Here is a 14,101-nt window from a genome sequence, read left to right as displayed (position 1 = left end):
CCATGAACAGCGAGGCAGAAATCATCGAAGAAGAGCTCGTCTACGGCGCACGACGACGAGAGCTAATGTGGCAGAAACTGGGGTTGGCAGGCATGGCGTTTGGCATGGCAGGTTGCCTCGCCGCTGCCCTCGTTGCCCTGTTCGACGTGGACCCGCCGCCCATGATCGTGCCCTTTGATAGCGAAACCGGCATGGCCCTCCCCAATGCCATGGTTGAAGCGGTCTCACTCACGGAACGCCCCGCTATCATTGAGGCACAGGTCTACCGCTATGTCATTGATCGAGAGACGTATAATCAGCTCGACAATGATGTGCGTGTGCGGCGGGTCCTGGACCAGTCGGAAGGAGCTGCGGCCGCAGGACTGCGCGCGCTTTGGACCAGCGGCCACGAAGCCTATCCACCGGACAGCTACGGTACAGATGCCCGGCTTGATGTCGAAGTTTTGTCGATCACGCACATCAGCGCCAATCGTGCCCAGGTGCGCCTGCGCAAGCGGCTCAATTCACCGCGCGGCAGTCAAAACGGGCTCTTTACCGCAACGCTGATGTTCGAGTTTCGGCCGGAGAATAGCCGGTCGATCGATGATGTCTGGCAGAACCCTTTCGGCTTCACCGTCACCGAATACGCGATCCGCTCGGATCGTCTGGAGTAACCCATGCGCCGCCTGTTCTTGATCCTCGCCCTCATTGTTCCGCTTGCTGGCACCGCCTATGCGGAGACCCAGCCGCGACAAGGCCCCTATGATGCCCGCGTCCGGCTTGCCACCTATCAGGATGGGCAGGTTTATCGTATCCGCACCAGCCTGACCCATGTGACCAGCATTGAATTCGGCCAAGGTGAGACCATCCGCTCGATCATTGCAGGCGATACCGAGGGCTTCCTTTTGGACGGAGTGCCCGGTGGTCAGGCCTTTGCGATCAAGCCCGTTGCACGCGGCGCACATACCAACATCACGGTCTACACCAACCGGCGCAGCTACTACTTCAACGTGACCGAAGCGAGTTCACCGACTTTCTATGTCATCCGCTTCACCTATCCTGAGTCCGCTCCCCAGCAGTCTCGAGTTGCCGCAAGCGAGCCCGCGAACCATGCTTACGGGGTCAGCGCGCGATCAGAGATCACCCCACGCGAAATCTGGGATGACGGCACCTTCACCTATTTCCGCTTCGCTGCGAACGCGCCGCTACCTGCGATCTTTCGATGGTCTGGTGGCAATGAGCGCAGCGTGAATGCGCTCGCAAGGCCAGACGGCGTGATCCGCGTGTCAGGTGTCAGCGATCGATGGGTTCTCAGGCTCGGCGAGGACGAGATCTGCGTCCAAGAGATGAGCGAGGCAAATCAGGATGAGTGAAACAGCTGAGCTTAAGAAGCGCCTCGAAGCGCTTGAAAGAAAACCACAAAACCGAAAGGCGCGGCCGTCCGCTGTCACTATTGCCCTCGGCATTGGGGCAATCGCGGCCCTTGGCGGTCTATTGCTTTTGTTTTCTGGCGGCTCTGAACCCGATAGCCTGGAAACCGCCTCACCGGATGAATTCCAAGCGGCGGGTCCGGGGTTTGGTGCGCTTGAGCCAACCCCTGCGCCGATTAACACTTCGCCGCCGCCAGCGGTGTCAGAGCCAGACAGCGAGACAGAAGAGCTGCGCGCGCAAATGGACGCTATGCGGGAAGAGCTTGAAGCACTGCGCAACGCGCCAGCACCTGAGGCCCCTGCCGTCGACACAGAGGCGCTGGATACTTTGGGTGCAGAGATCGATGCCCTGCGCAGCGAGGCAGCAGCAACGCAAACTGCCATGCGCCAAGAGTTGGAAGAACGTGCGCGGCAAATCCAGAGACTGCAGAACGATCTAGAGCTTGCGCGCCTTGAAACACCCCGCACACCAGCACCGACCGGCCCTACCGCCGAGGAGCTGCGTCTTCAAGAGCTCGAGCGGCGGCGGCAAGCCGAACTTGAAGAGCTGCAAGCCCGCATCGCCAGCCCAATCATCGCCTTTGGCGGCTCGGGTAACGGCAACAATGAAACCGCCGCGCAACAGCGGCGACTTGATGGCGACACAGACTTTGTCCGCAATGGCGCTGAACCCGCTGAGGTGACGCAAGCCCAGTTGATTGTGAACCCTTCAAACACCGTCGTTCAGGGCACAATGATCCAGGCCGTGCTGGAAACCGCAATTGACAGTTCGCTCGCCGGTCAGGTCCGCGCGATGGTATCGGAAGATGTCCACGCCTATGACGGCTCACGGATTTTGATCCCGCGTGGTGCGCGCCTTATCGGACGCTATCAGTCTGGTCTCGATATCGCACAGCAGCGGGTAACCATCGCTTGGGACCGGATCATACTGCCCAGCAACCAGACCGTCGAAATCAGTGCCTTTGGTGGCGATGAACTGGGCCGCTCCGGCACAACCGGTTTCGTCGATAGCCGTTTTGGCACGCGGTTCGGTTCTGCCGCCCTAATATCTCTCATCGGGGCATTGCCTGCTGTGGCAGCCCAAAACACCCAAGATGAGCTCACCTCTGATGTTCTCGAGGGCATTGGCGAAGACCTGCAAGACAGCGCCCAAAGCGTGATCGGCGAATATCTCTCTGTCTCGCCGGTGATCTATGTGGATCAGGGTGCCCGCGTCACCGTGATGGTCGACCGCGATCTGGAGATTTTCTGACTATGGCGGCCAGCTACCTGCAAAGCTCGATGGACAAGATCCCCGAGGCGCGTGATCCAAAGCTGATTGAGCTCTGCATCAACCCTGACGGCACGCTGTGGGCGGAGTTTCAGGGTGATCACTTCATGCGGTCCGTCAATCGACGGCTTTCGCAGAACGAGATCAAGGATCTGGGCAACCAGATTGCTTCGGCAGCGAACACCACGCTCAGCCGGACCAAGCCGATTGTGTCGGTCAGTATCGCCTACCGTGACCGCCCAATAAGAGCGCAGGTCATCCAGCCCCCCGCCGTTGATGGCGGTTACGCGATTTCCCTACGGTTCTTTGCGAACCTGCCTTTGGACCAGATCAAGCTTTCCTACCTGTTCGGCAAAGAACGCAGCAACGAAGGTGCAAGACGCAAGCGCAATGCCGAGCTGCGCAATGTCGTGGCCACCGGCGACATCGACGCCGCGATCAAGTTCTGCGTCACCCACAAGCTCAACATGATCGTTTCTGGCGGCACCTCGACCGGAAAAACCGTCACGGCGCGCAAGATCCTCTCTTTCGTGCCCACCGACGAGCGCATCATCACCATCGAAGAAGCCGCCGAGCTACGCCCAACGCAGCCCAATGTCGTCACGCTGATGTCTGACCGCGACGAAGCAACCCGCAGCGCTGACGTCCTGCTGACCTCCACACTGCGCATGCGGCCGGACCGTATCGTCCTGGGCGAAGTGCGCGGCAAAGAGGCCATGACCTTCCTTGAGGCCATCAACACTGGCCATGGTGGCTCGCTAACCACGCTGCACGCTGAAACGCCTCAGTTGGCGGTCCAACGCCTCGCCATCGCCGCCCTGAAGACCGACGTGCCTATGACCCACCAGGACATGAACGACTACATCACCCGCTCCATCGATGTGATCATCCAGGCCGGTCGCCATGAGGGCGCGCGCGGCATCACTGAATTCTACCTGCCGGTTGATCCGGCCCATTCAAAGGAAACAGCCCATGTTTGAATACAAGATTGAACAGATCAACACCGCCAAGACAAAGTCGCCGAAGATCGAAGCGCAGCTGACCGCCCTTGGTCAGGATGGTTGGGAGTTGGTCTCCGTCGTGCCGGATTTTGACGGCGAGCACATCCTGAAGGCCTTCCTGAAACGCGACATCTGGCGTGTCAAACCGACCGAGAATGCATAGGAGCACCCGATGGGCGTCGTCACCTGGATGGTCGAGACAACCGACAACTTTCTGGACGACGCGGCCCAAACCACTTTTGGCAACGTCGCCAGTCAGCTTGGCGGCGTCATTGCCGTGGCCTCGACGCTCGCCGTGATCGGCGTCTTCCTCAACATGGTGTTTCAGTACAAATCCATGGATGGGCGGACCGCCTTCTGGTTCGCCCTCAAGCTCATGCTGATCTCCCTCTTTGCGATGAACTGGGTCCAATTCAACGCTGTGGCCAGCGCCCTCATCAACGGTCTCGATCAGCTTGCGGGCGGCATGGTGGCCGGGCTTGGTGGCGGCGGCGCAGGAGCATCCTACTTCGCAGAGGCCTTCGACGATCTCATCGAAGAATTTGGCGATTACCTGAATGCGGCCGGTGACAACATGCATTGGATGGCCGGAGCCCTGATCGGGGCGATCGGCGCATTCCTATTGGGCGTCATCGGCGCACTTTGCGGCCTGGTCCTGATCTTTGCGAAGATCATGCTTGCGTTTATGATCGGTATCGCCCCGATCATGATCGCGCTTTCGCTGTTTGATGTCAGCAAGGACTATTTCCACCGTTGGCTATCCAGCACGGTATCCTACGCGCTCTACCCTCTCGTGATCGCAGGAGTATTTTCCACGGTCGTTGGCACGTCCCGCTCGCTCATGACTGAACTAGGAGACCCCTCTGGCGCGAGCAACATCGGCGCGCTGGTGCCCTTCTTCATGATGATGTTCCTCGCAGGCGGCATGATCATCGCCACCCCCCTGATCGTCCGCTCAATCTCTGGCAATTTCATGATGGCCGGACCGCCAAGCATTCCCGGTCCCGGCGGGTTCGCCAAAGGCTTGATTGGCACCAAAGGCTCGCGAGCGCGGGCACGGTTTGGGACCAGGTCGAATGCCGAAATTGCGGGGGCCGGGATCCGTCAGGCGAGCACTGCGACTGTGTCCGTGGTTCAGCGCGTGGCGGAACGGGCGAAAAGGCTGGCCTGAATGTTACAAGAGGCCCTATGCCCTCGCAGATTAGCACCTGGAATCATTCAACAAGCTTTCCGTAAAGCTGTGCATTTGCAAACAATTCATTTCACCCTCCACCTAGCGGCGCTTCTCAACAAAAATACTACATTCTTTGTTTCGTGACATGAGGTTATCGATGCCCGAGCTGACATCGACGCGCCAGGTCTCGCTAGTTTCATCGACGTCAAAGTAGACAACGCGGTCGTGAAAATGGCGTACTTCATGTCGGCGTTTGGGTTCCAGTATCAGCTCGCCATTGTAATTTCGTTCAATCTCATCTCGTAGCTCATTGGCCTGAATAGCAGCAGAGTCATCCGAGTTGTCGGAGCTCCAAACAACTTTTAGTTCGCCGATGGTGATACTCATTGCTTGAAGCTGTGCGAGGAATTTCGAAACGCTTTCGCGTCCATGCCGACGGGCCCCACACCAAGGGTCTTCGATTGTTATGTTAACCAATTGCCCCGAAAGTGAGGAAAACGCTGGCTCGAGGTTTCGGACATCCCCAGGCCTAAACCGATGTATGGACAGCCGATCAATCAAAGTACCTAGGTAGGACGTCTTCGCTTTGGCAGCCTCTATAATCTTTGCCGCATTCTGGCCTGCCCAAGTTTCGGATGGAGCGCGTGTACAACGAAAGATGACGCCCTCTCCAAGGCCCGCTAGTGCTGCTGCATGATTTTCATCATCAAATAGTTCCTCCATTTCTCCATTTCCCAAAAGGGTCAAACGCGGTGCGCCCTTGGAAACAGTATCAGGAACCGTTGGAAAATTTAGCCTCCCAGAATCTTCCATTGGCCTCAACATTGCAGCGATTTGGCGGTCCAACCAGTTAGCACTTCCAACATCTGGAGTTGCGCAGAATACCGTTGCCTTACGGTGGGGTTCTGCCTCCAACCAATCTCGCAACCGCTGTGCGCTTCTGATGGAGTTCTCTTCGGTTTCAGCGCCCCAGAGTGTTTTTGCGACGACAACAACTTGATCTCGGTTTCGCAGATAGCGACTCAACGCATCGCCCGAAGGCGCATCGCTCGGGATCGCTTGGGCTGGAACATGATCTGGTCTTGCTGTGCTGTGGGCCAAAACCGCAGTCAACCATTTGAGAGACGAGTGTCGGTTGAAGCGATCCCAATAGGCTTGGTTGGAGTAGTCGTTCAGACACCTCACACAACTTGTCTGGCACTTCTCGCCTCGTTCGCAATCGAGGATTTCCAATGCCTTCGAAAACAAGCGCCGAGCCGAATATCTAGGTTCATCAATCAGGCGGCGCGCATAGCCAGCGCCGCCCGGCGTTGAGTCTGCTAGAATGATCAAATAGTCGTCGGTTCCACTTTCGAAGGTTGCTCTGAGATCGCGGGGATCTGTCCCCAATAGATCGGCAGCAGCAAGGCGAATCGCCTCGGCTGCGCCCCTCAGCGTGTCATTGATATAGGCCGTGCCGTCTTTGACTTCCGACGGAATTGCCATTGGTTCGGACAATCGCAGGATCCGCACATCTGTTGTGAAGATGTGCGCCAAATCAATTGGGTATTTCAAAGTTTCAACTGGGCAAGGGTCACCCGTTCGTGGATCAAAGTGTTTGCTCGGATACTCTGCTTTGGAGAAGTTGCTGCCTTGCGGTGCAGCTTCTGCGTGCTCGCATCTTGGGCAGCGAAAATATCCACTGCCGTGGGGACCGCGGTTCACTACTACCATGCGGCCTTCTTCGCCCTCCACACTTCCATGCGACGGCGCCAAAAAGGTTGTAACTCGCGCAAGATCAGACTTGCTCATCTTGTCGCGCGGAGCCCGCGTCAAGAGGCGTGCTTCATCAACGGCACGCGTTCGCAGTCTACTCACTCCTGGCTCGCCACCAGCTTTGTCCTTGTATGACGTCAAAAAACCAATGGGCTCTAAGTACTTTCGGGCCTTGGGTAATTGGGTCGTTCCACACCCAAAGCACTGCTCTGAAAGTTGATCCCACTCATCCACGCGCTCCACATGTTGACACGCATCGCAAATACGAATGAAGCCTTCTTCTAGCCATGCATCGCCAGATACTCTGGAAGGTCTTTTGGCGATACCAGCACTTTGCCAGATCCGGCCCGCCGCGACGGTCTCAGCGCCGGGCGCATACTCAGAGATGGCCAACGTTGCGTCGCGGCTCAGCTCAATCTCGCCTTCACTGGGCCCTTGCGTGTCCCGATGTTGAACGATTTCGAGCGTCAGCGAATGCACAGGAAAGCTATAGGTGGGAATAACAGCTGCCCGCGAAAGGCTTTCAACAAGCAGGCGATCAAGGTAGCGTTTTTTCTCTCCGTCGGCCCATTTCATCCGCCCAAGAGCCCGCGATTTCAACTCCTCAGTTTCTGCCTGCGATTGTTCCGCTTCAGCAAGTTCGTACCGATGCTGAATACTGGACCAGCGCCCAGCTACTTGTTCAAGCCAACCACCGATTTCATTGCGTACATGGGCGACCAGTTCGCTTCCCTGCAAGGCCGTGCCCGCGGGCAGGCCTTTTGACATTTCTTTCGCGCGATCAAGAGCCGATTTACCATGGTCGCTAGCAAGCCATGTATCTAAATCATGCAACAAACTGCGCGTCTCTTCAGCATCAAGGCGATCCGCCAAGACGTCGCGTAGGCGCGGAGCACCTTTTCGGTCACTGGTAGCAAGGCGCGTATCGAGCCAGCTTGCTAATACACACGACACCTGATGCCTTCGCAAAAATCGGGCGTTGTCCAAAGAAATATATGGCATAGACGGCATGCTCGCCAAGTATTCTGGGAAAGCGCTGAATGTGGCCTGATCGTATCGGCTGCCGCGTGCAATAGTCAGAGCGATAGGCGCTGCCTGCGCTCTGCGTCCCGCACGTCCTGCGCGCTGTTGGTAATTTGCGATACCAGGAGGAACATTCCTACAAATTACCGCTTCCAAATCGCCGAGGTCTACACCCATTTCCATGGTAGTCGTGCAGCTAAGGAGGTTAAATTGGCCTTCCCTGAATCCACCTTCAATCACGTTCCTCAAGCTTGGGCCGATCGCAGCGGTATGTTCCCGCGCGATTGCCGCCGACGGAAGAGCCTGATAGCGTTGAACGTAGTAACTTTCACTGATTGAATCGTTACTTTCGACGCGTTTGGTTGCACCAGTACACCTGAACGCAAGACACACCCCCGAAAGGTCAAATCCAGCCACACGGCCACATTTTTCGCACTGGAAGCGGTCGCGTCCTTTCTCAATTTGCAGCCCATCCAGATCAATGACCAACCCTGCTTTGTGTTTTTGCAAGATGCCCGCTCGCCGTGATGAAAGCGCGTCCCAACAGGCTCTTGCTAAGGTGGCGGTCTCGTCGAAACTTAGTTCAAGCCTTTCTGACAGGACCCAAGTAAGTCGCGTGGGCGTCGTTGGCTTGGAGGGAAGAAGAGTTCTGAGACGTTTACCTTCAGATGTTCGATCCAAATCATACGCCGTCTCAACGGAACCGCGCCCTCTCCCCCATACAGCCTCGTCGGACAAATCGATGATGCCACTTAGATCGTTGATTGCCCTGTTTTGCCTCATCATCAATAGAATGAGCTTGAGAGTTCCTGGAACAAGCGCACTCAGCTTTTCGGACGGAAGCTCGCCCTGCGCCTTCTTGATGACTTGATCCAGCTTTGCGTGGTTAACCTGCCAAAGTCCAAATGCTTCCGGCGAAATCCGACCAGTCGCAGCGAGCGTCATCTCTGCGACTACCAAGGCTAACAATCTGTCTTTGAACTGATCGCCCTTCATAGGGCGTTCCAAGTCTCTGCGATCATAGAGAGCGAATTTGTGCTTGCGCAATCGCCTCGCGACTGAGTCTGCAAGATCGCGGATTCCCATCGGTTCGCCTTCGCCGCAGATGGAATCTAGAATTGCCCCTCGAAGTGCTTCTAGGCGAGACGTACGTTCGAAAAACGGCGCAAAAAATGCAGCATCTTGCCGATTGTCCGAGAAGGCCAGCAACGCGCGCCCCCCCATCGGGCCATCTGACTCCTCTCTCGGCGGAAGTGCTTCCAGCAGCGCTTGGGCGGCCATGGCAGAAACGGCCTCATCGCCGGGGTGAATATGCGAGACTGGTTCAGCGTAATTTCCAGCTCCTGCCCCGCACGCGAGACATTTTTTCACGTAAGGCTTGCGGTCGCGGTCGTCTTCTTCAGTGCTGGCCACCTGAAGTTCAATCACACCATCGTCCGGTCCGTCCATGATTTGGCCATCGACAGGGTTCAGGTATTCGAGATCAACTTCCGATAGATCGTCTGTGACATCGTCTGTTGCTGCTGTTCCGCTTTTGCCAAGCCGCAAAACGATGCGCTTTGACGACCCATTTCGGATTGGAGTTGGTGCTATTTTCAATCCATCGTCGAAACCTTCGATATATGGCTGCCCACAACTACGGCAAACAAGTAAGGGCCAAAGAGCGGGTGTCTTGTCAGTTGCATCTCGTCCATTCCGACCAATCTCGGGTGTTGCCCAGCTCTCGTCGTTGCTTGGATCTAGTCCAACCAAAATGCCTTCAGTAGCGCTCGCAGAAATATGGTATCTCGCCGGTAGCAATGGGTAGCCGTCAACACCTGAGGGGACCGCCAAGACAGCGATTGAAATTAGTGCGGTCATGGCTTTGGTAGATACATCTGGCGGCGCATCGGGGAAAATTTGGGTCGCCAAAACACCTAACGGCAGAATTTTAGCGCCAGCATTTTCGGCTGGTAAAAGAAGGTGGGCGGTCTGTCGTACCTCGGAAAGAGAGGACAGCGCTTCCGAAAGACGGCTCCCAAGGTGTGGCCCATCCTCTAGGTCCAATATGCCGCCTGAGACATCATTCCAGTCTTCAACATGGTTTTTAGCTTCATCGGGGTGGAGCGCGCCATCTCGTTTTAACTCAACTAGACCTTCTCCAAGCTTAATCCATTGTTCCGCTGTAAGTGACCGTATTGGTTTGTCAATTTTCAGTTCAGGATGAAGTTCGCGTTTTGAGGTAATGATTGCTTCGCTACCCCCGCCGAAAGGTTCGCCGAATAGGTCCTCTGCGAATCTTGCAAGTTCGTCCTTTCTAGACGGATCGAGGCTGGCAGATGTTCCAACGCATTTCAGGGTGTTTGGCTTTATGTCTAACGCTGCTTTCAGCTTTCTGAGCAGAAACGCCACTTCAATTGCTTGAGCGCCAGTATACGTATGCAATTCGTCAAGCACGATCCATTGTAGATCAGCCCCTTTGAGGAGAGCACGGTTCTTGGGTAAAAGTAGAATATGCTCCAACATTGCATAGTTGGTGATCAAAATATCAGGTGGGTTCTCCAACATCTCCTTGCGCGACAAGAGCCAGTTGTTGGGCACCTTTTCATCATATCCAAAAGCAGATTGAAAACTCGGTGCTTCACTAATCTCCCGCTCGATTTCAGCCCTACCAGCGCGCGCGCTCGTTTGACCGGTAAAACGACCAAGGGTCAATCCGGGATCGCCAAGCTCTTTGAACAAGAGCTTTGAGATGCGGTGCATTTGGTCCGTCGCCAAAGCGTTCAATGGATAGATAAGGATCGCCTTCACACCTGGATTGCCGACGCCAGAACGCAAAAGCGCATCGATAAGTGGGAACAAGAAAGCTTCTGTTTTGCCCGAACCTGTGCCAGTTGCCACAAGATAGTTTTCTTCTCGGCCGATTGCCGCTCTTTGGTGAAGATGGAGTTTACGCTCAAACAGCGCAGGAGCCTTTTCCTGCATCGCTTTCCAAGCATCACAAAGGTTATCAGAGGCAACAAGTTCTGCGATAGACTCGCCTTTCTCGAAGTCGGGAAGGCTCTCTACGAAAGGACCGCTGACGAACGGATGGTGCGAAATCAGAGTTTCAACGGCAGACGCAAGGCGCGGCGCATGCACTGGAGAAATTGATGCTGCAGATAACGTGAAATCGCGCAGGCGGTCGGCCAACGTTTTCTTGAAAGCGACGGGATCGAGATCATCGTTTTGCTCGGGCAGATCCTTCATGAACGCAGCCTTTCTAGCTCTTGGCATAATAAGTGAAACGTAAGCAATTCAGGCGCTATTCGTAGAAGTTCGCCAAACAATCTCTTGGTTTCGGCAAGTGAAAAGCCCGTTGACTGTGCGACTTTGTCAAACAACACTACAACCTTATTGCGGCGCGCTGCACTGGCATATGCCATGAGGGTTTGATCTATCCAAAGCACATATTCCTGTTCTTCGTGCTCCGGACCTTTAGGGATGTCTGGGGCATTTTTGATGACACCTTGCATAAGCTGGTTAAGACGGGCGCTTCTTAAGCTCATTGGTCCCTCAGCCGCGTCTTCGGAAAACAATCGGAAATCCTCACAGCGCTCTATCAAGCCGGTCATCGCTGCTTGTCGATGTTCTGGTCCGAGCACAGTTCGGCCATCCCAAAACGCGCGAGAGGTGCCAAGCATTTGCAGAACATTGATGAGACGAAGCGTCGAAAAGCCGGATAGTTCTTCGCCGAGACGATCTGCTGACCGAGCGTTCTTGAAGCCGAGGAGCGCGCGGGGATCTATGGCTGAGTTTTGTCGGATCTGACCGCGTCCGATTGAGTTGAGGCGCGAGAGAGCTCTTCCGATTTGTGAGTCGATCGCTCCAAGAGCTGAGTATTCGAAGGCCTCGGCTGAATGAAGTTCAGGTACGACCTCTACGACATGCTTCATAGGCAGCCAGTTAGAGTCTTCTTCTTCCGCATGTACGAGGCTGAGAATTGCTGCACGGCCACCAGCTTGATGATCAATTGCGCGGACAACTTCTGCCCAGCGGCTCGTCAACAGCCTGTTTAGTCCGCCATCCCAACACTCAGCCGCGAAACATTGGTTTATCCAACCATCAATACGTGACATGGCTTCAACCGTTGGCTCTGCGGGCTCGGACGCTGGAACGGCGAGCGCTATTCGGTCTCCTCGATTTGTTGAGAGACGGGTCCAACGGCGATTACCGACATCGCGTAGACTTATGTCAAACAAACGCAGCATTTCGGAACTGCGGGAATTTTTCAGCAGTATCGTAACCCTGTCATCGGCTGCTTTCTGTGCACTGATCTTTGGATCCGCAGGCACGTCTGTCGGGAAATGATCGAAGCTAAACTCACTGGTAACAACTTGACCACCCTCGTCTTCGGCAGCTATCAAAACCCCACCGATTGAAAAGGGGGCGCGGATCCGTGCGGTGACACCGTCAGCGCGGTGGTTCACCACGAGCTCTTTCGGAGCTGCAACGGTCTCTATGCGCGCCAGCAAGGTGCGTGCGGCACCGTTGACCAGGTAGATCTGGTTGTCGTGAGCTTTGTGAAGTTGACGAAGCGGAATTGCCCAACTTCCCGTATTGGCGAAAGGCCGATCCAACGACCGACCTGCAATGGTCAAGGTTGCGCGGCGATTTGGGGACCGGACAACAAGTGAACTGTTCCAATCGTCAAGGCCCAGAATAATTGCACTCCCAAGAATCAGGGGCTCACGTGTGCCGTTTGTTTTTTCCAAGACAATCGAAATCTCGGGCCAATCTACGAGAAACTGACGGGTTTCTGAATCAATCTCGAACCCAATCAGGGCTTTGTCGTAACCGCCCCTACGATCCAAACACAGATTGCCGGATTCGTCGTACGAAACATGTTTGGATGATGCTGATACAAAATTTGAAGGTGGCATCGCGCTCAGGAACGTGACGCCGTCCAAGCCGGTGTAAGTCGGCCAAACGAAAATCTCCCGTCTGATTCGCGTCTCGATGAGTTGACCATCCGCGTCTCGCAGCATCGTCAAAACGAGACGGATGGGATTTCCCGTCTGGCCTAGATGTAGCTTTTCTAGAATATCGTTAACCGACAATCTGCCAATGTCGTTCTCATCGAGTTCACAGTGGACAAGCTCTGATTTCTCACCACACTCGGCCTTCAGGGTCACAAGGCGATCTGTATAGAGCGCGGCTTCCAGCACGATATCCGCGTCACCGGGCCACAAACTGCCAGCTTTGCCCGATTGCACCGCAATTGGGCGACCCTCGATGCTTATTCTTGTTCTTTTGGAGCCGCGTAGTACGACGTTCCGGTTGGAGGATCGAAGTTCTGCGGGTTTGTCCCGCAAGCTCACTTGAGCGACATATAGATCAGGGCCAAAAAGGTCGGCCGGAACCCCATTCACTGTGAATTCCCGAGTTGAGGTTACCGTCGCCACACTTGTCTGAACAATCCATTCCGTGGTCCCTTTGCGAGGTACAAGCTGCCGACCATCTTCTGGCTCGAAGATGACAAAAGTTGAGTTGTATAACGGTAAATAGCGGTCTTCCCCATCTGCGATCCAAGTTAGCTCCGAGGGAAGCGGGGTAGTTAGAGGCCATGTCTGTCCACGCCGTAGCCTGAGTGTTTGCGAGCCGATGTTAACCTGCAGCCTTCCAGCACCCGCCGGCACCTGCAATTGTGGGCGACCATCCAGCCAAATCAAACGTGGCGAAGGTTGAGAAGCGAGCAGCTTTGACGAGCCAACATCTTTTTCAATTTTGTCCAGAGTTTCCGCGAACTCCGCGGCAAAAGTGCTTTGCTTTCGAAGTTCTGTAGGATTGCCACGCCATTTTAGAAAGAGTGCCGCCATCCAGGCCGTTTCGTCGTGCAAGATAGGGCGCTCAGGAACATGTACGCCCACCGGTAGGAACGTTAAAACAGCATCATCTTCCCAACGGTTCAATTGAACTACATCATCGGAAGATGGCAGGCCGTTGGCAGCCTCCTGCTGCAAGAAGGCCTTTGCAACATGACCCATTTGTCCACGCGCTACGCCGACATGGATCAGAAAAACATCAACATTACGATCAAAGCCGTCCGTCACTAGTCCAATCTTGCGACAAACGGATTTGAATGAAGCGACGATTTCCGTACGCGCTGCTAGGGACGGTTCCTTGCCAAACAATCGACCAATCAGCGGCCATATTTCTTGGCTTCCTTGACCATAATTCTCAAGCAACGATGCACATATTGCCCATGCTGTCACATTCGGAAATTTATGGAGCAATTTCTGAGGCGTATATCCTTCTTTCACCAAAGCTTGAAGTGCAATTCTCGTGTCCGACAAATGGCTTAGTTCAATTGCGAGGGCCAAGAAAGGTGGCGCATTCAGAGATTTCTGGGCGCGATTCACAAGGAAATCTTTTGTTCTCAGTAAAACCTGAGGGTCCATCGGCGCTGACTCTTGCTGACGCATTGAATTCTAAATACCTAGATATAATA

General features: G+C 55.0%; 8 protein-coding genes. 6 read left to right on the top strand and 2 right to left on the bottom strand.

Annotation, left to right across the window (positions count from 1 at the left end; genetic code table 11):
• Positions 1-2: 2 nt before the first annotated feature.
• Genes Q0955_RS10545 through Q0955_RS10520 form a run of 6 tightly spaced genes read left to right on the top strand, consistent with a single transcriptional unit; the run spans position 3 to position 4,851 of the window.
• Positions 3-653 (top strand): virB8 family protein, encoded by a 651-nt coding sequence (locus Q0955_RS10545; RefSeq protein ID WP_299424365.1) that lies wholly within the window; start codon positions 3-5, stop codon positions 651-653.
• Positions 654-656: 3 nt separating this feature from the next.
• Positions 657-1,352, top strand: coding sequence for a TrbG/VirB9 family P-type conjugative transfer protein (locus Q0955_RS10540; protein WP_299424070.1), 696 nt, complete (start codon positions 657-659; stop codon positions 1,350-1,352).
• The gene (locus Q0955_RS10535; RefSeq protein WP_299424067.1) at positions 1,345-2,661 is read left to right on the top strand and encodes a TrbI/VirB10 family protein; all 1,317 of its coding nucleotides are present in this window, start codon (positions 1,345-1,347) and stop codon (positions 2,659-2,661) included. Before Q0955_RS10540 ends, Q0955_RS10535 begins: the two co-directional genes overlap by 8 nt.
• A gap of 2 nt (positions 2,662-2,663) precedes the next feature.
• Complete coding sequence (locus tag Q0955_RS10530) at positions 2,664-3,659, top strand: ATPase, T2SS/T4P/T4SS family (RefSeq protein ID WP_299424064.1); 996 nt, start codon at positions 2,664-2,666, stop codon at positions 3,657-3,659.
• Positions 3,652-3,843: a DUF4177 domain-containing protein gene (locus tag Q0955_RS10525; protein ID WP_299424061.1), complete on the top strand. Its 192-nt coding sequence runs from the start codon at positions 3,652-3,654 to the stop codon at positions 3,841-3,843. The genes Q0955_RS10530 and Q0955_RS10525 overlap by 8 nt, the downstream gene beginning before the upstream one ends.
• Positions 3,844-3,852: 9 nt before the next feature.
• Positions 3,853-4,851 carry a type IV secretion system protein gene (locus Q0955_RS10520; RefSeq protein WP_299424058.1) on the top strand — a complete coding sequence of 333 codons (999 nt, stop codon included), beginning with the start codon at positions 3,853-3,855 and terminating at the stop codon, positions 4,849-4,851.
• A 102-nt stretch (positions 4,852-4,953) separates the two neighbouring features.
• Here the strand turns inward: Q0955_RS10520 and Q0955_RS10515 are convergent, their stop codons facing one another.
• Both Q0955_RS10515 and Q0955_RS10510 read right to left on the bottom strand, forming a co-directional pair.
• Positions 4,954-10,860 carry a DEAD/DEAH box helicase gene (locus Q0955_RS10515; protein ID WP_299424056.1) on the bottom strand — a complete coding sequence of 1,969 codons (5,907 nt, stop codon included), beginning with the start codon at positions 10,858-10,860 and terminating at the stop codon, positions 4,954-4,956.
• The gene (locus Q0955_RS10510; RefSeq protein ID WP_299424053.1) at positions 10,857-14,051 is read right to left on the bottom strand and encodes a hypothetical protein; all 3,195 of its coding nucleotides are present in this window, start codon (positions 14,049-14,051) and stop codon (positions 10,857-10,859) included. Before Q0955_RS10510 ends, Q0955_RS10515 begins: the two co-directional genes overlap by 4 nt.
• Positions 14,052-14,101: the final 50 nt, after the last annotated feature.

The organism is uncultured Shimia sp. (genome assembly GCF_947493595.1).
Classification (GTDB): Bacteria; Pseudomonadota; Alphaproteobacteria; order Rhodobacterales; family Rhodobacteraceae; genus Shimia.
Note: the sequence above shows the minus strand (reverse complement) of the source record. Positions and strands in the feature narration are given on the sequence as shown.

Bases quoted from the DNA above. Each gene is read 5' to 3' on its own strand.
- Q0955_RS10520 (WP_299424058.1), top strand. From the start codon at position 3,853: ATGGGCGTCGTCACCTGGATGGTCGAGACAACCGACAACTTTCTGGAC.
- Q0955_RS10545 (WP_299424365.1), top strand. From the start codon at position 3: ATGAACAGCGAGGCAGAAATCATCGAAGAAGAGCTCGTCTACGGCGCA.
- Q0955_RS10510 (WP_299424053.1), bottom strand. From the start codon at position 14,051: ATGGACCCTCAGGTTTTACTGAGAACAAAAGATTTCCTTGTGAATCGC.
- Q0955_RS10530 (WP_299424064.1), top strand. From the start codon at position 2,664: ATGGCGGCCAGCTACCTGCAAAGCTCGATGGACAAGATCCCCGAGGCG.
- Q0955_RS10525 (WP_299424061.1), top strand. From the start codon at position 3,652: ATGTTTGAATACAAGATTGAACAGATCAACACCGCCAAGACAAAGTCG.
- Q0955_RS10540 (WP_299424070.1), top strand. From the start codon at position 657: ATGCGCCGCCTGTTCTTGATCCTCGCCCTCATTGTTCCGCTTGCTGGC.
- Q0955_RS10515 (WP_299424056.1), bottom strand. From the start codon at position 10,860: ATGAAGGATCTGCCCGAGCAAAACGATGATCTCGATCCCGTCGCTTTC.
- Q0955_RS10535 (WP_299424067.1), top strand. From the start codon at position 1,345: ATGAGTGAAACAGCTGAGCTTAAGAAGCGCCTCGAAGCGCTTGAAAGA.